Consider the following 21,325-nt stretch of genomic DNA (forward strand, 5'->3'; position numbering starts at 1 on the left):
AATATGGCTTATGCCGTAGCGTTCGAGCTATACGGTTGTGTAATATCGTAGCCACAACGTAACACTATAGTGAACAACACACAGAGGTTTAATCATGATCGTTCGTCATGCCTGCAAAGAAGACTGCGCTGCGATAGGAGAGATTTACAACCACGCGGTGCTGCATACTGCCGCGATCTGGAACGATAAAACCGTCGATACCGATAACCGAATCGCCTGGTTTGAGGCACGCACTCTCGCGGGTTACCCGGTTCTGGTAAGCGAAGAAGACGGCGTGATTACCGGCTACGCCTCTTTCGGCGACTGGCGCGCCTTCGACGGTTTTCGTCATACGGTTGAGCACTCGGTCTACGTCCACCCGGAACATCAGGGAAAAGGCATTGGCCGCACGCTGATGATCGCGCTGATAAACGAGGCCCGCGCCATCGGTAAACACGTGATGGTGGCCGGGATTGAAGCGCAAAACCATGCCTCGATTCACCTCCACGAAACGCTCGGCTTTGTCATCACGGGGCAGATGCCGCAGGTGGGAACCAAGTTTGGCCGCTGGCTGGACTTAACCTTTATGCAGCTGCAGCTGGACGAGCGCAGCGAACCGGACGCAATCCCATGAATCAGTCGCTGACGCTGGCGTTTCTGGTGGCGGCGGGAATTGGTCTGGTGGTGCAAAACACCTTGATGGTGCGTATCACCCAGTCCTCCTCCACCATTCTCATCGCGATGCTGCTGAACTCCCTGGTCGGCATTGTGCTGTTTGTCAGCATTCTGCTGCTGAAACAGGGCGTCGCCGGGTTCAGCGAGCTGGCCGCAACGGTTCGCTGGTGGACGCTTATACCGGGGCTGCTGGGGTCGTTTTTCGTGTTTGCCAGCATCAGCGGATATCAGAACGTTGGCGCGGCGACGACCATCGCCGTGCTGGTGGCAAGCCAGCTGATTGGCGGGCTGGTGATGGACGTGCTAAGGAGCAATGGCATTCCGCTGCGCGCCCTGATTGGCCCGGTGTGCGGTGCGGTGATGCTGGTGGTCGGAGCCTGGCTGGTGGCGCGACGCCAGTTTTAAACGTTACAGTATGGTGCCGCCTTTCGTCAGCTGTTCCTCACGCGCGTTCATCTCCTCTTTATGCTGCTTACCGTGGTGCGAAATCGCGGTGCGCAGACGCTGCTGCTGGGTATAGCGATCTTCACGACTGAGCTCAGCATCATCGCTTAATTCGATCAGCAGCTCGTTCATGTGGGTAATCACGCTCTCTTCGATGGCGGCATCGACGCGGGCGATAACTTCATTTAAATGTGACATTGTCACTCCTTGTTATGTGCCCGGTAAGCGCAGCGCCACCGGGCAAACAATCAGTTCAGCTTTGCCTTAGAGAAATCGCTGCCCATCAGGCTCACGCTGTATCCGGTCACGTTGCTGCGGGTCGCGTAGAACGTTTTCCCGTTGGCCAGCGCGATCCACGGCGCCTGCTGGTAGAAAATCTCCTGCGCCTGGCCGTAAAGTTTCGCGCGCTCGGCCGGGTTACTGGTCAGCTTCGCTTTTTGCACCAGCGCATCATACCCCTTATCGCACCAGCGCGCGGCGTTTGAGCCGGTTTTAATGCTGTTGCAGCCCAGCAGCACATCGGCGAAGTTGTCCGGGTCGCCGTTATCGGACATCCAGCCAAACAGCGCGGAGTCATGTTCGCCTTTACGCATTCCGGAGAGATATTCACCCCACTCGTAAGAGACAATTTTGGCTTTAACGCCGACTTTAGCCCAGTCGCTCTGGATCATCTCTGCGATACGACGCGAGTTCGGATTATAAGGACGCTGAACCGGCATTGACCACAGCGTGACTTCCGCGCCCTTCTCCAGACCCGCCTGCTTCAGCAGGGCTTTCGCTTTTTCAGGATCGTAGCTGTAGTCCTTCAGGTCTTTATTGAAGCCCAACATATTTGGCGGGATCGGCGATTTTGCCACCGTGCCCGATCCCATAAAGACCGCATTAACGATGGCCTTCTTGTCGGTCGCGTAGTTAAGCGCCTGGCGCACCAGCACGTTATCAAACGGTTTTTTCTCGGTGTTAAACGCCAGATAGCCGACGTTCAGCGCATCGACCGAGTGCAGCGTCAGGTCTTTGTTGTTCTTAATGGCGTCAAACTGAACCGGGGATGGCGCAGGAATAATCTGGCACTCGTTGGTCTGCAGCTTCGCCAGGCGGGTTTCCACGTTTGGCGTAATGGAGAAGATGAGATGCTTCGTCGGCACTTCGCCTTCCCAGTAGTTCGGGTTTGCGACGTAGCGGATCAGCGAATCCACTTTGTACTGCTGCAGCACGTAAGGCCCGGTACCAATCGGCCAGGTGTCCACGTTCTCAGGCGTGCCTTTTTTCAGCATCGCGTCGGCGTATTCGGCGGAGAGAATGGAGGCGAAATCCATCCCCCAGTCGGCCAGAAACGCGGCGTTGGGTTCGCTGAGGGTGAACTGAACGTGATAATCGTCGACCTTTTTAACGTCCTGGATCAGCTTATCGAGACCCACATCGTTAAAGTATTCGTAGTTGCCCTGCGACACGTTGTGGTACGGGTGTTTAGGGTCTTTCTGACGCATGACCGAGAAAATAACGTCATCGGCGTTAAAGTCGCGCGTCGGTTTGAAGTATTTATTGCTGTTGAACTTCACCCCTTTGCGCAGGGCAAAGGTATAAGTCTTGCCGTCCGGCGAGATCGTCCAGGACTCTGCCAGCGACGGCACCGGGGTGTTTTTCACCGGGTCGAAATTGATCAGGCGGTTGTACAGTACCTGAGAACTCGCCACAAAAGACGGGCCAGAGCTGGCGATTTGCGGGTTGAAGGACTCGGGGGACGCTTCAGAACAGTAAATAAGGGTGTCGTTGTTTGCCGCCCATGCGGCACCGGCTGGTAACAGCGCGCTCAGCGCAAGGGCGAGCAGTGTTTTCCCTGTAGACATGGTTATAACCCTGACAGTTTTATTATATAGGACAGTAATAACAGCACAGGCGTTTTGACCTGGCAAATAACGAAACACTATCAGGTTATTCTAAAGCCGCGTTTTTTGCTGTTTTAACCGCCAGCGCCCAAAAAGATGATTTGCCTTAAGTGCCATTATTCGTCAAGCACAACCGTCACTTTCTATGCCGCAAGAAATCGGCCCTTTTAGCGTCTCTTCCCCCGTTTGGTTGCTTCCTCGTTTCGTTAAAGTAACGGTGTGAAGAAGTATATGGGATCAAATCGTGGCAAAAACTCTTTTACGCAGCGGTAACCTGGATGACTTTCAGGCCGTTGGCGGCGGCGGACAAGCCGTTTTTGAATCAGCGTTACAAATCCGGGAAGCGCTCCGGTTGCGCAAACAACAGGCCATCGTCGACTGTCTGGCGATTCCTCAGGTCAACGACAGCGGTGACCGCGTGGACTGGTATTCCCCCGTTGAAGGGAGCGTAACAAGCTGGAAAGCGGCAGATGAAGATGACCGCTATCGCGCCCTGCGCTATCTGGAAAACACGCTCGCCAGCGTTGAGTCGTTAAGCAAGAAATGCCTCCAGTCCCCCAAAACCGCGCAGCAGCTTTTTGGCTCTCTGCTGTCAAAGGCGTTTCAGTTCCCGGGTGAAAACTTCCTCTTCCTGGTGGACGGAAAGCCTGTCATCAGCTTCTGGGGCTTTGTAAACCTGAACGAAAATGCGCGCGACGATGTTCTCGACTGCCTGCGTGAATCGCTGGTCCCTGAGCCTGCCCCCGTTGTGATTGAAGATCCTGAGCCCGAGCCTGAGCCAGAACCGGTTGTAGCCTTTGAACACGCCGACGAGCCGCTGATCGCCCCTTCCACGGTGGTGCGCATCACGCCGGAAGATCTGTATGAGCCAAAGCCTGCCCCGGCGGTTACGCAACCCGCTCAGGAACCTGCTCTGCCGATCGTCGCGAAAAAACGTCGTGTTCCCCTGTGGACGCTGCCGGTTGCCGTCGCGATCGTTGCCGCCATTGCCGCACCGCTGCTGTGGCCAAAACAGTCGCCTTCCGCTGAGCCCGCACCGGCGCCCGCACCAGAACCCGTCGAGATTGCGCCAAAGCCGATCAAAGCGGTTGAGCCGCTGGCGATGAAACTGCCGCTGCATCAGGCAGAGGTCCTGGCAAACAAAGAAAAAGAGCCTGCTCCGGCGCCTGCGCCACAGCCTGCCCCGGTGGTGATTGTCGCCATCCCGAAAGATGCCATGGTGATGGAAGCGAATCAGGTGAAAGCGGGATCGACGCGTTTCCTGAACGGTACCTGGCGTGCGGTTCTCGACGTGAAAGATCCGGTCACCGGCAAACCGCCGTCAATGCGCTATCAGATCCAGAACAATAAAGGCTTCGCCCGGGTTGTCCATGGCGACAACGTCGTCTGCCGCGCGGAGGTCTTCTCCGGGCTGCACAGCAACGGCGAGCTGATGATTAAAAGTCGCGGTACTGCCCGCTGCACCGACGGTTCCCGCTACCCGATGCCGGAAGTTGCCTGTAAAGCAGGCGCCAGCGATATCGCAGAATGTCGCGCCCGTTATGATGCCAATACCGTCGTTCCACTGACGTTCAAGAAAGCAGGTGCCTGATCCTATGCTGGTAAATCTTTGCGACTATAAACAAAGCGTCACGCTTATTGCCAACAGCGGCGTGCAGTTCCTTGATTTCGGTCTGACGCCGCAGGACACCGCCAGCAACGGGCGCTTCGTACGTAAAACCGCGAACGGCCCGCTTTTGCGACTCGATTTCGACCTGGTTAACGGGCGCTATACCCTGCCGGGAACGAACGGCGGGCAGCCTGAAGTGGTTAAGCCGGAAACCACCATCCCGCTGCATCAGTCCCTGGCGGTGCTGGACGGCGTCTGGCTTCCGGTTCCGTTCCTGCGCTTCAACCCGCCGCGAACCTTCGTTGAGGGGCCGGATAACTGGGCGCGCGTTCAGGTGCGCAGGCTGGATTCACCCGACACGGCAGGCAATACGCACCGCGTCACTCTCGCCCTTGACAGCCAGATTGCTGAACACGCCACCTCCGCCCTTTCCCCGGTTGAAAACGATATTCTGAACGGGACCCGTTTCGCGCTGGCCTGGCGAGACAATGAGGTTGAAAGCTTCCTCGACCAGACGTGGATTGACGGCTGGCTGCGCGAGGCGTTTACCCAATATGCCGACGGTGTCGAAAACCGCTCAGAACGCGATCTCCAGCAGGCGATGCGCGGTTTTGAATATCAGGCCCACTGGCTCAACCTGATGACCATGCTCGGTGAACAACTCACCGTGCCGGAAGTGAAATTTGTTACCCATACGCTCAGCACGCCTGCCATTCCGGTCGATCTGATCCTCGACGTGGGCAATACCCACACCTGTGGCGTCATTATTGAAGACCACGGCGATGCCAACGATGGCCTGCGCCAGACCGCCGAGCTGCAGGTTCGCTCGCTAAGCGAGCCGCAGTTCCTGAATGCGCCGCTGTTCACCAGCCGTCTCGAGTTTTCGGAAGCGCGTTTTGGCAAGCAGCACTTCTCGGTCGAAAGCGGTCGCGAAGATGCCTTTGTCTGGCCGTCCATTGTTCGCGTTGGTGATGAAGCCCGCAAGCTGGCGATGCAGCGTCTGGGGACCGAAGGCAACAGCGGCATCTCGAGCCCGCGTCGCTACCTGTGGGATGAAACCCCGGTCGTGCAGGACTGGCGCTTTAGCCAGATGAACAGCAAGACCCAGCGTGAGCCGCTTGCCACCGCGTTTCCGCTGATGAACCTGATGAACGATGACGGCGAGCCGCTCTTCACGCTGCCGCAGGACGAACGGCTGCCGGTCTTTTCTCCGCAGTACAGCCGCAGCACCCTGATGACCCACATGCTATGCGAGCTACTGGCGCAGGCGCTGGGGCAGATCAACAGCGTCGCCACGCGCTTACGTCTGGGATTCCCGGCGTCGCCGCGCCAGCTGCGCACGCTGATCCTGACGCTGCCCTCCGCCATGCCAAAGCAGGAGCGCGAGATCTTCCGTCGCCGCATGTTTGAAGCCATCGCCATCGTCTGGAAAGCGATGGGATGGCACCCGCAGGATGAGGATTTTGTCACCCGCAAACAGCAGGAAAAAAGCGTGGTGCCGGTACCAGAAATCCAGATGGAGTGGGATGAAGCCAGCTGCGGTCAGCTGGTCTGGCTGTATAACGAAGCCATCTCCCGCTTTGGCGGCCAGACCGAAGCCTTCTTCGCCTCTCTGGCCCGTCCGGACCGCGAACCTGAGCCGGGTAGCCAGCCGGGCCGCGCGCTGCGCGTCGCGTCCATCGACATCGGCGGCGGCACAACGGATATGGCGATCACCCATTATCAGCTGGACGACGGTTCTGGCAATAACGTCAAAATCACCCCTCAGCTGCTGTTCCGTGAAGGATTTAAGGTCGCGGGCGACGATACGCTTCTGGACGTGATGCAGCGCTACGTGTTGCCCGCGCTGCAAACGCAGCTGCAGAAATCCGGTATTGCTGATGCCTCGCTGCTGATGGCCTCGCTGTTCGGCGACTCCGGGCGTATTGATACCCAGGCCGTACTCCGCCAGCAGACGGCGCTGCAGCTCTTTATGCCGATTGGCCATGCCATTCTTGCCGCGTGGGAATCGAGCGACGTTGACGATCCGCTGGCCGGTCTGCATGCCACCTTTGGCGATCTCCTGCCGCAGAAGCCGACGCGCAACGTGATGAACTACCTGCAGCAGGCGATCGATCATGCCCTGCCTGCGGGCTCTGACGCTTTCGACCTGTTCGCCGTGCCGCTGCACGTCAGCTTCCGCGAAATGCAGGATGCGATGCTGGCCGGGCAGTTTACGCTGGCCTCCCCGCTGCACGCGGTGTGTGAGGCGATTTCACATTACAGCTGCGATATTCTGCTGATCACCGGACGCCCCGGCTGCCTGCCCGGTGTGCAGGCGCTCATTCGACATCTGCAGCCGGTGCCGGTCAACCGCATCGTCTGGCTGGATAAATACCAGGTACATGAGTGGTATCCGTTCAGCCAGCAGGGGCGCATTGGCAACCCGAAATCGACAGCTGCAGTCGGGGCCATGCTCTGCAGCCTGGCGCTTGACCTGCGCCTGCCGCGCTTTAACTTTAAAGCTGCGGACATTGGCGCGTATTCCACCGTGCGCTATCTGGGCGTGCTGGATAACACCGTCAATACCCTGCGCGAGGAAAACGTCTGGTACCAGGATATCGACCTGGATAAACCCGGCGCGAAGCTTGACGCGCGTCTGCACTTCCCGCTGCGCGGTAACGTGACTCTCGGCTTCCGCCAGTTGGCGAACGCGCGCTGGCCCGCCACGCCGCTCTACACGCTCAGCATCAACTCGGCTGAACTGGCGAAAGCCATTGCCGGTGACGGCGTGCTGAACGTGCGGCTCAGGCTCTGCGGCGGCAGCAAGCAGGAGGGGCCGGAGGCCTTCGAGCTGAGCGATGCCTGGCTGCAGGACGGCACGCCTGTTGCGCCTGACGCATTAACCTTCAAACTGAACACTTTGGCCGATCGCCGACACAGCGGTAGCCACTACTGGATCGACAGCGGGAGCGTATACCTGAAATGACAGAGACGACGACCACCACTCAGGCCTTAATTGGGTGGATTAATGAGACGCGCCTGAACGCCCCTGTGCTGGATAACGATGCCGACGCCCTGCTTGCCCGCATCAACGCGGCGCAGGCGCGGGAACAGGCTATTGAACGCGCCATGACCCGCCAGAGCAGCGTTGGGCTTTACGGCCATTCGCAGAGCGCGAAAGCGCACCTGCTGTTGTCTCTTTGCGGCAGCGGTAATGGACGCCTGAACGTGACGCCGGGCCAGCGCACCTTTGACTATTTTTCGCATATCAATCCGGGACATGCCCTGACCAACATGGCCGTCCGCTTTACCCGTGAAAACACGGAGGTGGCGGATGAGGCGTTCCCGCTGCGTCTGAGTCTTGTCACCGAGGCCGAGCTGGTACAGCTGTTTATTGCCCGTACGACCCTCCATCCACAGATGCGCGCGGTGGATAAAGCGGTCATTGAGACACGTCTGGAGAAGTGGCGCGGGCTGCGCCAGCCGCAGAGCGTGCCCGGCATCACGGCTCAGGAAGTGGGGACGATTGCCCGCTTCTGGCAAAGCACGGTTCCCGCCGCTAAGCAGCAAATTGATGATGCCCTGTGGCATGAGTTTGCCCAACTGGTACCTTCTCTCGATCTCAGCACGCGAGCCAGCGTCTGGTCGCTGCTCTGGGGCGAGCAGCAGGAGTTGACCCAGCAGTGGTTAAAACTGGCCCATGTGCTGCACCAGACTAGCCATGCCAGCGATCTTGCTGCCCCGCTTAGCCTGCTGGTGGACAGCTTTGGACTGCCGGGTGAAGGGTTCCTGACGCACGACGGCGCGTTAGACCTTCAGGACGCGCAGGAGACGCTGCTTCATCCGCTGAATAGCGGTGAAATGCTTAACGCCATCAGCATCCCGGTCGACGTGCTGGCATTCCTGACCCGCGAGCTGGTGCTGCCGGTTGAGAACGGGGCTCTGGATAACGTCGATATTATTGATATTCCGGTTTTTGAAGATAACCGTGCCGATCCGCTACGCCAGGCAAAATCCCAGTGGCTTCTTGAACATTACCGTCAACAGCTTCAGCCGGATGTGCTGGTGATTTGCAACGCGACGGCACAGCACGAACAGACGGCCAAAAAAGCAAAAGTGTTAATGAACTGGGTGAAGGAGACGCAGCCTGCTGAAGAATCTGCCCTGCCGGGCCTGGTGTGGGCGATCACCCCGCATGACGCCCGCTTTACTACCCGGCAGAATCTCGATGAAGCCGTACAGCATCTGCTCGGAAAGCCGGGTTTACGCTGGGGCACGCTGCAGGCGCTGGACAGCCACAGCATGCAGCGCGTCATCGAATGGCTGTCTCAGGCCACGTTGCCCGCGCAGCGACAGAAACGTCTCGGCACGCTGAAAAACGCGCTGCGTCAGGAGCTGTCGGCCCTGATGCAAAGCTATCTGGCACCGCTGGTTGAAGAACCGGGGACAAGACGCGCTCAGGCGGAAAACATGGTGCGCATGCTGCAAAGCAGCGCCGCCCGCCACGGCGAACTGCTTGAAGGCTTGCTGCCGCCTCTGAAAGCCTTTGAAACGCTGCTCGCCGTTCAGCAGCCTCGCGAGGAGCAGGTGAACGGGCTGTTTACGGACACCATTGACCTGTTTGCCGAGAACGCGCAGGAAAGCACTGGCCTGTTCCAGACAAAAGACAAAGCGCGTCTCGCGCACCGAGTCTGGATAAATCATCTGCGCCAGTGGAGCCGCAACGAGGCGACCGCCGCCCGTCTTGGGCTGGATCCTGAGGTGTTACAGCAAATCGCGGATGTGCTGGTCGTCACCAGCTACCGGCTGAATTTGCCTCAACAGCTTCAGCGCATTGTCGAAGCGGATAAAAGTAGCGCGGCACAGCTGCATGCCGTGATGGGCAATTTCGTTGGCTGGCTGGGTTACGACCAGACGCCCGTGGCAACGCGTCCGGCAAGCCGCATCCGCAAGGGCCAGGCCATCTTCGTCACGCCGGTGGTCAGCAGCGCCGAGCCTCGTTTGACGCGCCTGGGAGAACAGCCTGTACATGCGGCCACCGCGTACGTGTACGACTGGCTGGTCGCACTCTATAGCCGCGCGATAGAGAACATTGATTACCAGCACCCGCATGATGTTCAGCCTGACGCACGTCAGGCACTGCGGGCTTTAATAAAGTAGCCGCCCTTCTTGCCGGGTGGCGCTGCGCTTACCCGGCCTACATTTCGCAACGATGATAAATCGCACAATAATCACATCGTCATACATTCGGCTAAGGCCCGCGCCAGCGCAGAGGGGTTTTCCCACGACATCGAGTGCCCCGCCGCAGGGATAATTTTTACCTCAACGCCCTTTTGCTTTAGATTATCCACATCGTCATCCGGCAGAGAGAGCTCGCCAAAAATCAACGTTACCGGGCAAGGGAGTGACAGGAAATGCGCTTCCCACTCGGGCTCAACGCCCGCCACCAGGCTCGATGCGCCCCGCCAGACGGCATACGGCGCATTACTCTGCAGGCACCCGGCCCACGCCGTTTTTTCTGCGCTAAGCATGGCGTCATAACCCTGCTCCAGAAACTGTTGCTCGGTTTGCGCTGCAATAGACCGGCTGAACATGCCCCCACCCGCGTGGAAATTGGGCTCTGACACCATCAGTCCCTTCACGCGCGACCCCAGCAGCCCCGCCGTTTCGATAGCGATACTACCGCCCATGCTGTGGCCGTATAACCAGAAGGAATCCAGCTCAAGATGGTCAATCAGTTCCGCGACAACGTGCGCCTGGTCAGTGGTTTTATAGCTGTAGTGCTCAGGCTTATCGCTGTAGCCGCTGCCGGGCAAGTCGATGAGAATCGCTCTGCGCGCGCCAAACAGCGGGTCATGTACGACGCGGGGATATTCGTAGGAAGAGGCGCAGCCCAGCCCGTGAATAAACACCACGGGATCGCCGGTGCCGGGCAGGTCATGCCAGCGCACGGTGCAACCGGCCTGCTGCGAGTAAAAACTGTTCATAAGCACTCCTTTTTATGATGCACTGTGTATTTATACAGTCACCACATCAGGAATGCTATGTTCATCTTTTAAAACTGGAAGCGTGCTTCAGAAAAGCGAGACCAGCAGCGCAACGGGAAAGCTCATTGGCCAGGTTGACCCCACCAGAAAAGCGCTGAGCAGGCGGATACGTTTGCGGTCTTTAGAGAGGAACCAGGTAATTAATGCGCAGATGGAAGCCATGATTGCGTAAAAAACCAACATCTTTTGATACAACGTCATTCTGTATACCAGAGCCGAAAAAATAACCGCACGCAATATGCGTCATATGTTGACACAGATCAAGTTTTTTCGTTACAGAATAACCACTTAAAGATTATGGCTAATAACAATTGAGTATCTTTGGTAACACGTGTGGCGGGCAAGGAGAACGCCTGGCCGCGCATGCGGCCAGGCTGGGAGGATTAGTGTTTGATCATGACATGCCGCACGACCGTATAATCCTCAAGTCCGTAGACCGACATATCCTTCCCGTAGCCCGATAGTTTCATGCCGCCGTGCGGCATTTCGCTCACCAGCATAAAATGGGTATTCACCCAGGTGCAGCCATACTGCAGGCGCGCGCTCAGGCGATGGGCGCGGCCGACGTCTTTGGTCCAGACCGAAGACGCCAGGCCATATTGCGAATCGTTCGCCCAGGCCAACACCTGCGCCTCATCATCAAATTCGGTGACGCTCACCACCGGGCCAAACACCTCGCGCTGCACAATGGCATCTTCCTGTTTGGCCCCCGCCAGCAGGGTTGGCTGGAAGTAGTAGCCCGCCCCCTCTTTTTTGCTGCCCCCGGTCACAACGCTGACGTGGCTCAGGGCTTTGGCCTCATCCACCGCTTTGCACACGCGGGATAAATGCGCCGCCGAACTCAGCGGCCCCAGCTCGGTTGATTCGTCCTCGGGTGCGCCCATTTTCAGGCTCGCAACCGCGGCACCCAGTTTTTCCACCAGCGCGGCGTAAATGCCCTTTTGCGCGTAGATACGACAGGCGGCGGTACAGTCCTGCCCGGCGTTGTAGAAGCCAAACGTCCTCACTCCTTCGACGACCGCATCCAGGTCGGCATCATCAAACACGATCACCGGCGCTTTACCGCCCAGCTCCATATGGGTGCGTTTAATGGAGGACGCCGTATGGCCGATGATATGTTCCCCGGTAGCAATTGAACCGGTCAGCGAGACCATACGGACTTTTTCATGTCCGGTAAGCGGATCGCCGACCGTTTTGCCCCGACCAAACAGCACGTTAAGAACGCCCGCCGGGAAGATATCTTTTGCCAGCTCTGCCAGCTTAAGCGCGGTCAGGGGCGTAATCTCAGAGGGCTTAATCACCACGCAGTTCCCTGCCGCCAGCGCGGGTGCCAGTTTCCAGGCTGCCATCATCAGCGGGTAGTTCCACGGTGCAATAGAGGCAACCACGCCCACCGGGTCGCGGCGGATCATCGACGTATGGCCGTCAAGGTACTCTCCGGCGGCCAGCCCGTTAAGGCAGCGGGCGGCCCCGGCAAAGAAACGGAAAACGTCAACCACCGCCGGAATTTCATCACCCAGAGCGCAGTGCAGTGGCTTGCCGCAGTTGAGGGATTCGAGCCGGGCAAACTCCTCGCCGTGGGCTTCAATCGTATCCGCCAGCTTCAGCAGGCTCTCGGCGCGGGTTTTCGGCGTCGTTTGTCCCCACGCCACAAAAGCACGGTCGGCCGCCTGAACCGCCGCGTCGACCTGGGCCGCTGACGCCTCAGCAATCTCCAGCAGCACCTCTCCGGTGGCCGGGTTATAAACCGGCTGTTTCTCACCCTCTCCGGCAACCAGTTCACCGTTTATCAGCAGATGTTTTTGCATAGCATTTTCCTGTTGAATTCACTGTTATTTCCCGCTGCCGGCAATGTTTTCGCCGTCGCGGGTTAGCCACCAGGCTCCCAGAATGGGGATAGTTGTCACCAGCATCACCAGCAGAGCCACGACGTTGGTGACCGGCACGTCGCGCGGACGCCCGAGCTGGTTGAGCAACCACAGCGGTAACGTGCGCTCGTGTCCCGCCGTAAATGTTGTGACGATTATCTCGTCAAACGACAGGGCAAACGCCAGCACACCCCCGGCCAGCAGCGCTGAACCCAGATTGGGCAGCACCACATAGCGGAAGGTTTGCCATCCGTCGGCCCCGAGATCCATCGACGCTTCGACCAGACTCCAGGAGGTGCGCCTGAACCGTGCAATTACGTTGTTAAACACCACCACCACGCAAAAGGTGGCGTGTCCCACCACGATGGTGAAAAAGCCCGGCTCAAGGTCGATCGTTTTGAAGGCCGTCAGCAGCGCCAGGCCGGTGATGATCCCCGGTAACGCAATCGGTAACAGCAGCAGCAGAGAGATCGCATTCTTGCCAAAAAACTCGCTTCGCCACAGCGCCGCTGCAGCAAGCGTGCCAAGCACAAGGGCAATGGCGGTGGAAAGCGCGGCAATTTGAAGTGACAACGTCACGGATTCGATAATATCGCCGCGCCCCGCCGCCACGCTAAACCACTTCAGCGTTAGCCCCTGAGGCGGAAAGCTGAAAGCGGCGTCTTCGGTGTTGAAGGCGTAGGTCGCGATAATCAGCAGCGGGAAGTGCAGGAAGATGACGCCTCCCCACGCTGCCACTTTGAGGAACAGCGGTGCGCGTTCAGAGTGCATCGAATGCTCCCAGACGTTTCACGAACGCCAGATAAAGAGAAATCAGCACGATGGGAACCAGCGTGAACGCGGCAGCCATCGGCATATTGCCAATTGCGCCCTGCTGGGAGTAGACCATGTTACCGATGAAGTAGCCCGGCGGCCCCACCAGCTGCGGAACGATAAAATCCCCCAGCGTCAGGGAGAACGTGAAAATTGATCCCGCCGCAATGCCCGGAATGGCCAGCGGCAGAACGACGTAGCGAAAGGTCTGGCGCGGGCGCGCGCCGAGGTCGGCCGAGGCCTGCAGCAGCGAGGCCGGCAGGCGTTCCAGCGCCGCCTGGACGGGCAGGATCATAAACGGCAGCCAGATGTACACGAAGACCAGAAACCGTCCCAGCCCGGAAGTGGACAAGGTGTTGCCGCCAATCGCCGGGAGCGTAAGGAGTGAAGTCAGGATCGGTTCCAGCCCAAGATGGCTGAGAAACCACTGGGCCACGCCGTCCTTCGCCAGCAGCAGCGTCCAGGCGTAGGCTTTGACGATATAGCTCGCCCACATTGGCAGCATCACGGCGATATAGAAGAAAGCCTTCCACTTGCCGCGGGTGTATCGCGCCATGTACCAGGCCATCGGGAATGCGAGAATGGCGCTGGCAATCGTCACCGCAATCGCCATCGTTAAGGTTCGCAGGATGATGTCGTAGTTAGCCGGGTTGAAGAGCGCCTGAATATTCGCCAGGGTCAGGTCCGGCGTGACCTCCATGGTGAAATCGTCAAAGGTGTAAAACCCTTGCCACAGCAGGGTCAGAAGCGATCCTAAATAGACGATGCCAAACCACATGAGCGGCGCGAGCAGAAGCAGGAACAGGCCGAGCGACGGTTTTCGCCAGAACAGCGCCGTCATGCGGCTGAAGCGGCCGTGCAGGGCGGGAGGATGCGCGACACTCATAGACATTTCACCTCTCCTCGTGCAGGCGAATCATCGCCTCGCGTGACCATGACGCCATCACCGCCTGCCCCGGCGCAATGCCGCTCAGCGGCGAGGTTTCACTGAGATTGGCCTGGCTCACCAGCAGTTTGGCGCCATCGGCAAGCTTCAGCTCCAGCCGCGTGGCCGCCCCCTGATACTGAACGGCCTGCACGATGCCCTGAACCTGAACGTCTCCGCCCTCGTTAAGACGAATATGTTCCGGACGCAGGGAATAGCTGCCTTCCATACCGCAAATTTTCTGCGCTAGTCCGGCATCAAAGACGTTGGAAGTGCCCACAAAACTCGCGACAAACGGCGTGCGCGGACGCATGTAGAGATCGCGCGGGGTGTCCACCTGCTCGATCCGCCCGTTATTAAACACCGCCACCCGGTCTGACATTGAAAGGGCTTCACCCTGATCGTGGGTGACGAAAATGAAGGTGATGCCGAGTTCCTGCTGAAGCTTCTTCAGCTCGAACTGCATCTGTTCACGCAGTTTGAGATCGAGCGCACCTAAGGGCTCATCCAGCAGCAGGACGCGCGGCTCATTGACCAGCGCCCGGGCGATGGCGACACGCTGCCGCTGGCCGCCGGAAAGTTGCGAAGGTTTGCGGGCAATGGCAAAGCTCAGGCCCACTTTTTCGAGGGCATCACGGGCCTGCGCATGGCGTTTTTTCTTGTCGATGCCTTTGACCATCAGCCCGTAGGCAACGTTGTCGAGGATCGACATATGCGGGAACAGCGCGTAATCCTGAAAGACGGTGTTCACATCCCGCTCCCAGGGAGGCAGTTCGCTCGCCTCTATGCCGAAGATAGAGATCGTCCCGCCTGACAGCTGTTCAAAACCGGCAATCAGGCGCAGGCAGGTGGTTTTGCCGGAGCCCGAAGGCCCCAGCATGGAGAAAAACTCTCCGTCACGAATCGCAATGGTGACCCCATCCACCGCCCGTACGTCGCCGTACAGACGGGAAACATTGTTAAACTCTACCGCGTACGTCATGTTCTGCTCCCGGGCAATTAACGACCGCCCATGATGGCGATGTAATCCTGCGTCCAGCGGCTGTAAGGCACAAATTTGCCGCCTTCGGCGATGGGGGTTTTCCAGAACATGATTTTGTCGAACTCGTTATAACCGTTTGTTTCACAGCCTTTATCGCCCAGCAGCGTGCTGGCTTTACACCCTTCCGGCACCACGGGCAGGGAGCCAAACCATGCTGCCAGATCGCCCTGCACTTTCGGCGTCAGCGACCAGTTCATCCACTTGTAGGCGCACATCGGGTGTTTTGCCTGCGCGTGCAGCATGGTGGTATCCGCCCAGCCGGTCACCCCCTCTTTCGGGAAGACGGTTGCAATAGGCTGGTTCTCGGCCTTCAGGGCATTCGCCTGATACGGCCAGGCGCTGGAGGCCACGACGCCCTCGTTTTTGAAATCGCTCATCTGGACGGTAGTGTCGTGCCAGTAGCGGTGAATCAGAGCATGCTGGTCGCGAAGCACCTTAAGCACGGCGGCATACTGTGCTTCGGTGAGCTGGTACGGGTCTTTAATACCCAGCTGCGGCTGCGTGGCTTTGACGAACAGCGCGGCATCCGCGATGTAAATCGGGCCGTCATACGCCTGCACGCGTCCCTGATTGGTTTTCCCGTCCGGCAGATCCTGTTTGGTAAAGACCACGCTCCAGCTGTCCGGCGGCGTCGGGAAGGTTTTGGTGTTGTACATCAGCAGGTTTGGCCCCCACTGGTACGGCGTGCCGTAGACTTTCCCGCCGACGTTAAACCATTCCCCTTTCACAATCCGTTCGTCGAGGGTTTTCCAGTTGGGGATAAGATCGGGGTTAATCGGCTGGACGCGTTTGCCCATGATCAGGCGCAGGGAAGCGTCACCTGAGGCGGTGACCAGGTCATATCCCCCTTTCGCCATCAGGCTGACCATTTCATCCGACGTGGCCGCCGTTTTGACGTTCACCGCACACCCGGTCTCTTTTTCAAACTGGGTGACCCAGTCGTAGTTTTTATCCGTCTGTCCGCGTTCGACGTATCCCGGCCAGGCGATAATATCCAGTCGACCTTCCCCGTCGCCGATGGCCTTTGGTGGTTCTGCGGCTTGCGCTGTCATGATAGTCATGCCGAGCGCGCACAGGCTGCTGCGGGCAAATTTTTTGCTCATAAGGGTTACTCCTGTCGCAATGAAATTTAGCGGCAGCCGTGCCGTAAAAATATCTCCCTTATTAAACGTAGACCGCGCGAATGCGCCGCACCGTTCGGCTTAAGGAAATTTCATCAAGGTGTGACCGAGGGCGCATTCCCCGTTAACTGGATTATAGACAAGGAGTTAGCCGCGAGAGACGGTATGCAGATTTCCTATGACAGGGCACCGCGAAATATTCACAGTGCCGTCATCAGGATAAGAAATGAATATTTAAAAAACGAAAAAAGGATTATTCCAGCATCGTGCTAATTAATTTGCCTAACTGAATGACCGCCTGCTCTTCTCGCTCTCCCCAGGCCCACGACGTATTAAAACGGAAGAACGGCGTCCATGCGTCAGAAGTGGAAAACATCTTTCCGGGGGCAATGCTGATGTGGTGCGTTAAGGCTTTTTCGCTCAGCAGCCCCGCGTCCAGATGCGCCGGAAGCTCCAGCCATAAAAAGTAGCCGCTGTCGTTATGATGGATTTTGACGCCGGCAGGCATATGGCGCAAAAGGGACTGCCAGGCCTGCTGCTTTCGCTCGGCGAGCGTACGCCGCAGGCGGCGCAGATGGGCGTCGTAGCGTTTCGTCGCCAGGTAATCAACCAGCGCCAGCTGCACAGGTGAGCTTGTGGAGAGCGTGCTCATCAGCTGCAGCTGCTGAATACGTCGCGCGTGTTTTCCTGCCGCAACCCAGCCGATGCGAAAACCGGCCACCAGACATTTTGAAAAGGACGAGCAGTGCAGCGTCATATCCTGACGATCCCATGCTTTCGCCGGAAGCGGTTTTTCGCGCCCAAAATAGAGCTCGCTGTAGACGTCGTCTTCAATCAGAGGAACGTTGTGCTGCGTTAACAGGGCGACAAGCTGCGCTTTTTTTTCCGCGCTCAGCGTGAAGCCAAGCGGGTTTTGACTGTTGGTCATTATCCAGCAGGCTTTAACTGGATACTCCTTCAGCGCCTGCTCAAGGGCATTCAGGTCAATCCCTTCACGGACGTCCGTCGCAATCGACAACGCTTTAAGCTTCAGGCGTTCGAGCGCCTGCAGCGCGCCGTAGAAACAGGGGTTTTCGACAATCACCCAGTCGCCCGGCTCGGTCACCGCCTGCAGGCTGAGATTGAGCGCTTCAAGGGCGCCTGCGGTGATCACAATCTCTTCCGGGGAGATGTTCATCCCCTGCTGCGCGTAGCGGCGGGCAATGGCGTGGCGGAGATCGACGTTACCCGGCGGCAGGTTCTCAATCACGCTCATCGCCGTCGCGGTTTTGCTGACGTTCGCCAGCGAGCGGTTGAGCTGCTGCAGCGGGAAAAGCCGTGGGTCGGGAAAGGCGGAGGCAAAAGGGACAACGGACGGGTCGCGGCTGGCCTGTAAGACGTCGAAGATGTAGGTGTTAATATCCACGACTTCGTCACGAATCACCTGGGCAGGTGGAGCAGGCTGATGTGCGGTCGGGCGCGAGGCAACGTAATAGCCCGACTGCGGTCTGGCGACAATGCGCCCCTGACTTTCCAGCATCTGATACGCGTGGCCAACGGTCATAAAACTCATGCCGCTGCTCGCCACCTGCTCTCGCAGAGAAGGCAGCTTATCGCCCGGCAGCCATACGCCGAGCTCTATCTGCGAGATAATTTGTTGCGCCAGACGCTGGTATTTTTTCATCAGATTCTCCTTGTGGCTGACAGTGTATATCAGCAGGAGAAAAAGAGAAGATTTAGCTAACTGTTATAGTTCGGGAAACGAATTACTTGCGGTACTCGGTAACGTGGCTTTGCGCCTGACGCGCAGCGGCCAGGTGATCGAGCGTTATCATCGACGATTTGCAAAAGATGCATTTCGCGCCGAGTGGGTTTTTCTCAGACACATCAAAGACTGAGGTACGGTACTGCGAGCCATGACAGCATGGGCAGCGGAAATGAATATAAGAAGTCATAGGATTCTCCTGTAAACGTAAAAACGTAAATTACTAATGGGCCGATTGGGCATAATGGTTTTAAACAAAACGAATCGGAATGTAGATAAAGACCCAAGAGAGGCTGCGGAGAGGCACAACGTGATGAGAACTGCTTTATAAAACTACGTCAGATATTTATTTGGACTCAAAACCAGAAGACCATTAACGCACGGCGTTGACGACAAAGCAAGCTGTTTTATGCGTAAAATTCATAAAAACAGTGTTTTTATCCCTCATCCGAGAAGTATATCAGATGGCTAAAGCATGAGAATTATGCCAACTGTTATGGTTAAAAATCACTTTTCTGAGTCTGATAGTCAGATCTTCGCCTCTATACCATAACAGCACACCGTTTGACATTGAGGCTGTGCATGTTTGGTTTAGATGCGTTTCACCTTGCACGGATACAGTTTGCCTTTACCGTATCCTTTCACATTATTTTCCCGGCCATTACCATCGGTCTTGCAAGCTATCTTGCCGTGCTCGAAGGGCTGTGGCTGAAAACAAAAAATCCGGTCTGGCGCTCGCTGTACCATTTCTGGTCGAAGATATTTGCCGTCAACTTTGGCATGGGCGTGGTGTCCGGGCTGGTGATGGCCTACCAGTTTGGCACCAACTGGAGCGGCTTTTCGCAGTTTGCGGGCAGTATTACCGGCCCGCTTCTGACCTATGAAGTGCTTACCGCCTTCTTCCTCGAAGCCGGGTTCCTCGGCGTAATGCTGTTCGGCTGGAACAAGGTCGGACCGGGTCTGCACTTCTTCTCCACCTGCATGGTGGCGCTGGGGACCATTATCTCTACCTTCTGGATCCTCTCTTCAAACAGCTGGATGCAGACCCCGCAGGGCTATGAGATCGTCAACGGTCAGGTGGTGCCGGTGGACTGGTTCGCGGTGGTGTTTAACCCCTCCTTCCCTTACCGCCTGCTGCATATGTCGATAGCCGCGTTCCTGAGCAGCGCCCTGTTTGTGGGCGCATCCGCGGCATGGCATCTGCTGCGCGGGAATAATACCCCCGCCATCCGGGCGATGTTTTCGATGGCGCTGTGGATGACGCTGATTGTCGCCCCCATCCAGGCCATGGTTGGCGATATGCACGGGTTGAACACCTTAAAGCACCAGCCCGCCAAGATAGCCGCGATTGAAGGACACTGGGAAAATCCGCCGGGTGAGCCTACCCCGCTGCTGCTGTTTGGCTGGCCGGATATGGAGCAGGAGCGCACCCGCTTTGGGCTGGAGATCCCGGCGCTGGGGAGTCTCATCCTGACGCACAGCCTGGATAAACAGGTTCCGGCGCTGAAAGAGTTTCCAAAGGAAGACCGCCCGAATTCCACCATCGTCTTCTGGTCGTTCCGCATTATGGCGGGTCTGGGCATGCTGATGCTGCTTCTTGGGGTAACGGCACTCTGGCTGCGATATAAAAAGCGCGTTTATTCGTCGCGCCCCTTCCTGTGGTTTGCGCTGTTGATGGGGCCATCGGGGCTGATTGCCATTCTGGCCGGGTGGATCACCACCGAAGTGGGCCGCCAGCCTTGGGTGGTCTATGGGCTCCAGCGAACGAAGGATGCGGTTTCTGCCCATGGTGATTTGCACATGAGCGTGAGCCTGCTGGCCTTCTTCGTCGTCTATACCTCGGTATTCGGCGTGGGTTACAGCTATATGGTGCGCCTCATCCGAAAAGGCCCGCAGCCGCATGAATCTTTCGCCACCGAGTCCGACGGACGTCCGGCGCGCCCGCTTTCTGCCGTCACAACTGAACATAAGGAGCAGCCATAATGGGTATCGATCTTTCCATTATCTGGTTTGTGATCATCGTTTTCGCCACGCTGATGTATATCGTCATGGACGGTTTTGATCTGGGGATTGGCATTCTGTTCCCGGCAACGCAGAACGCCGACGATCGCGACGTAATGGTCAACAGCGTCGCGCCGGTCTGGGACGGAAATGAAACCTGGCTGGTGCTTGGCGGCGCTGCGCTGTTTGGCGCATTCCCACTTGCCTACGCGGTGATCGTGGATGCCCTCACCATTCCACTGACGTTAATGCTGATCGGACTTATTTTCCGCGGGGTGGCATTTGAATTTCGTTTTAAGGCCACCCCGGCGCACCGTCCTTTCTGGGATAAGGCGTTCATAGGTGGTTCCATTCTGGCGACGTTTACCCAGGGCGTGACGGTAGGCGCCGTCATTAACGGCTTTACCGTCACCGGCCGGGCCTATACCGGCGGCCCCTTTGACTGGTTTACCGCGTTTAACCTGTTTTGCGGCGCCGGGCTGGTGGTGGCCTATGCGCTGTTAGGCTCGACCTGGCTGGTGATGAAAAGCGAAAACGCGCTGCAGCAGCGGATGCGCGAGGTATCGAAAACGCTGTTAATCGTGCTGCTGGCGTTTATTGCCGCCATTAGCCTCTGGACGCCGCTGGCACAACCGGCCATCGCCGCGCGCTGGTTTACGCTGCCGAATCTGTTTTATCTGCTGCCGGTTCCTGCTCTGGTGGTGATTTTTAGCCTGTACCAGTGGCGCTGCCTGAATAATCCCGCCAGCCATAGCCGTCCGTTTATTCTGACACTGGGGCTGGTATTCCTCGGCTTTAGCGGGCTTGGGATCAGCATCTGGCCGCATATTATTCCACCGTCGATCACCCTTTGGCAGGCCGCCGCACCGACGCAAAGCCAGGGCTTTATGCTGGTCGGCGCGCTGTTGATCATTCCCGTTATTCTGGTCTACACCTTCTGGAGTTACTACGTATTTCGCGGCAAAGTTCAGCATGGGGAGGGTTATCACTGATGCAACAACCGGTCTGGAAAAGATTACTGTGGCTGGCCATTATCTGGGGCGGCAGCGTACTGGCACTGGCTGCTGTCAGCATGCTCTTCCGTATGCTAATGACGGCTGCAGGGTTTAAATCGCATTAACATCATTCCGGGCAACCGCTGCGTTGCCCTGTTCCCCCGCACTTTCAGATAAACCCCATTAACGCATGG

Annotated in this window: 19 protein-coding genes; 8 read left to right on the forward strand and 11 right to left on the reverse strand. The window is 57.6% G+C overall.

Annotated features, from left to right (window positions below; all coding sequences use genetic code 11):
• Positions 1-94 precede the first annotated feature (94 nt).
• The gene (locus LRM19_RS07435; protein ID WP_115875262.1) at positions 95-613 is read left to right on the forward strand and encodes a GNAT family N-acetyltransferase; all 519 of its coding nucleotides are present in this window, start codon (positions 95-97) and stop codon (positions 611-613) included.
• On the forward strand, positions 610-1,059 hold the full coding sequence (locus LRM19_RS07440) for a DMT family transporter (protein WP_032656841.1): 450 nt from the start codon (positions 610-612) through the stop codon (positions 1,057-1,059). Before LRM19_RS07435 ends, LRM19_RS07440 begins: the two co-directional genes overlap by 4 nt.
• A gap of 3 nt (positions 1,060-1,062) precedes the next feature.
• On the opposite strand, the gene LRM19_RS07445 is transcribed toward LRM19_RS07440, so the two are convergent.
• Complete coding sequence (locus tag LRM19_RS07445) at positions 1,063-1,296, reverse strand: YdcY family protein (protein WP_271367995.1); 234 nt, start codon at positions 1,294-1,296, stop codon at positions 1,063-1,065.
• 50 nt (positions 1,297-1,346) lie between these two features.
• Positions 1,347-2,945: an ABC transporter substrate-binding protein gene (locus LRM19_RS07450; protein ID WP_249575973.1), complete on the reverse strand. Its 1,599-nt coding sequence runs from the start codon at positions 2,943-2,945 to the stop codon at positions 1,347-1,349.
• Between the two features lie 283 nt (positions 2,946-3,228).
• Here LRM19_RS07450 and LRM19_RS07455 point away from each other — a divergent pair, with 283 nt between their 5' ends.
• Genes LRM19_RS07455 through LRM19_RS07465 form a run of 3 tightly spaced genes read left to right on the forward strand, consistent with a single transcriptional unit; the run spans position 3,229 to position 9,735 of the window.
• A complete protein-coding gene (locus LRM19_RS07455; RefSeq protein WP_271367996.1) occupies positions 3,229-4,575 on the forward strand; it encodes an SrfA family protein in 1,347 nt (448 codons plus the stop codon).
• A 4-nt stretch (positions 4,576-4,579) separates the two neighbouring features.
• Positions 4,580-7,561, forward strand: coding sequence for a virulence factor SrfB (locus LRM19_RS07460; protein ID WP_271367997.1), 2,982 nt, complete (start codon positions 4,580-4,582; stop codon positions 7,559-7,561).
• Complete coding sequence (locus tag LRM19_RS07465) at positions 7,558-9,735, forward strand: virulence factor SrfC family protein (protein WP_271367998.1); 2,178 nt, start codon at positions 7,558-7,560, stop codon at positions 9,733-9,735. The genes LRM19_RS07460 and LRM19_RS07465 overlap by 4 nt, the downstream gene beginning before the upstream one ends.
• Positions 9,736-9,806: 71 nt before the next feature.
• Here the strand turns inward: LRM19_RS07465 and LRM19_RS07470 are convergent, their stop codons facing one another.
• The 9 genes from LRM19_RS07470 to ymcF all read right to left on the reverse strand — a co-directional run bounded on the left by LRM19_RS07470 (position 9,807) and on the right by ymcF (position 18,325).
• Positions 9,807-10,562, reverse strand: coding sequence for an alpha/beta fold hydrolase (locus tag LRM19_RS07470; protein ID WP_271367999.1), 756 nt, complete (start codon positions 10,560-10,562; stop codon positions 9,807-9,809).
• A gap of 87 nt (positions 10,563-10,649) precedes the next feature.
• A complete protein-coding gene (locus LRM19_RS07475) occupies positions 10,650-10,823 on the reverse strand; it encodes a GhoT/OrtT family toxin (RefSeq protein WP_013096478.1) in 174 nt (57 codons plus the stop codon).
• Between the two features lie 182 nt (positions 10,824-11,005).
• A complete protein-coding gene (patD, locus tag LRM19_RS07480) occupies positions 11,006-12,430 on the reverse strand; it encodes an aminobutyraldehyde dehydrogenase (RefSeq protein WP_271368002.1) in 1,425 nt (474 codons plus the stop codon).
• 24 nt (positions 12,431-12,454) lie between these two features.
• On the reverse strand, positions 12,455-13,261 hold the full coding sequence (locus LRM19_RS07485; RefSeq protein WP_271368004.1) for an ABC transporter permease: 807 nt from the start codon (positions 13,259-13,261) through the stop codon (positions 12,455-12,457).
• A complete protein-coding gene (locus LRM19_RS07490; protein ID WP_442876249.1) occupies positions 13,251-14,189 on the reverse strand; it encodes an ABC transporter permease in 939 nt (312 codons plus the stop codon). Before LRM19_RS07490 ends, LRM19_RS07485 begins: the two co-directional genes overlap by 11 nt.
• 7 nt (positions 14,190-14,196) lie before the next feature.
• Positions 14,197-15,210: an ABC transporter ATP-binding protein gene (locus LRM19_RS07495; protein ID WP_271368006.1), complete on the reverse strand. Its 1,014-nt coding sequence runs from the start codon at positions 15,208-15,210 to the stop codon at positions 14,197-14,199.
• A gap of 17 nt (positions 15,211-15,227) precedes the next feature.
• On the reverse strand, positions 15,228-16,373 hold the full coding sequence (ydcS, locus tag LRM19_RS07500; protein ID WP_271368007.1) for a putative ABC transporter substrate-binding protein YdcS: 1,146 nt from the start codon (positions 16,371-16,373) through the stop codon (positions 15,228-15,230).
• Positions 16,374-16,644: 271 nt separating this feature from the next.
• Positions 16,645-18,054, reverse strand: a complete 1,410-nt coding sequence (locus tag LRM19_RS07505; RefSeq protein ID WP_271368008.1) for an aminotransferase-like domain-containing protein — start codon at positions 18,052-18,054, stop codon at positions 16,645-16,647.
• Positions 18,055-18,136: 82 nt separating this feature from the next.
• Positions 18,137-18,325: a cold shock small protein YmcF gene (gene ymcF / locus LRM19_RS07510; RefSeq protein WP_028013309.1), complete on the reverse strand. Its 189-nt coding sequence runs from the start codon at positions 18,323-18,325 to the stop codon at positions 18,137-18,139.
• A 392-nt stretch (positions 18,326-18,717) separates the two neighbouring features.
• On the opposite strand from ymcF, the gene LRM19_RS07515 reads away from it, so the two are divergent.
• From LRM19_RS07515 to LRM19_RS07525, 3 genes are read left to right on the forward strand one after another with little or no spacing between them, the layout of a single operon-like run.
• Positions 18,718-20,118 (forward strand): cytochrome ubiquinol oxidase subunit I, encoded by a 1,401-nt coding sequence (locus LRM19_RS07515; protein WP_115875297.1) that lies wholly within the window; start codon positions 18,718-18,720, stop codon positions 20,116-20,118.
• The gene (cydB, locus tag LRM19_RS07520; RefSeq protein ID WP_115875298.1) at positions 20,118-21,128 is read left to right on the forward strand and encodes a cytochrome d ubiquinol oxidase subunit II; all 1,011 of its coding nucleotides are present in this window, start codon (positions 20,118-20,120) and stop codon (positions 21,126-21,128) included. The genes LRM19_RS07515 and cydB overlap by 1 nt, the downstream gene beginning before the upstream one ends.
• Positions 21,128-21,256, forward strand: a complete 129-nt coding sequence (locus tag LRM19_RS07525; protein ID WP_008501283.1) for a DUF2474 domain-containing protein — start codon at positions 21,128-21,130, stop codon at positions 21,254-21,256. Before cydB ends, LRM19_RS07525 begins: the two co-directional genes overlap by 1 nt.
• Positions 21,257-21,325 lie beyond the last annotated feature (69 nt).

The organism is Enterobacter sp. PI-10, from assembly GCF_027947695.1.
Taxonomy (GTDB): Bacteria; Pseudomonadota; Gammaproteobacteria; order Enterobacterales; family Enterobacteriaceae; genus Enterobacter; species Enterobacter vonholyi.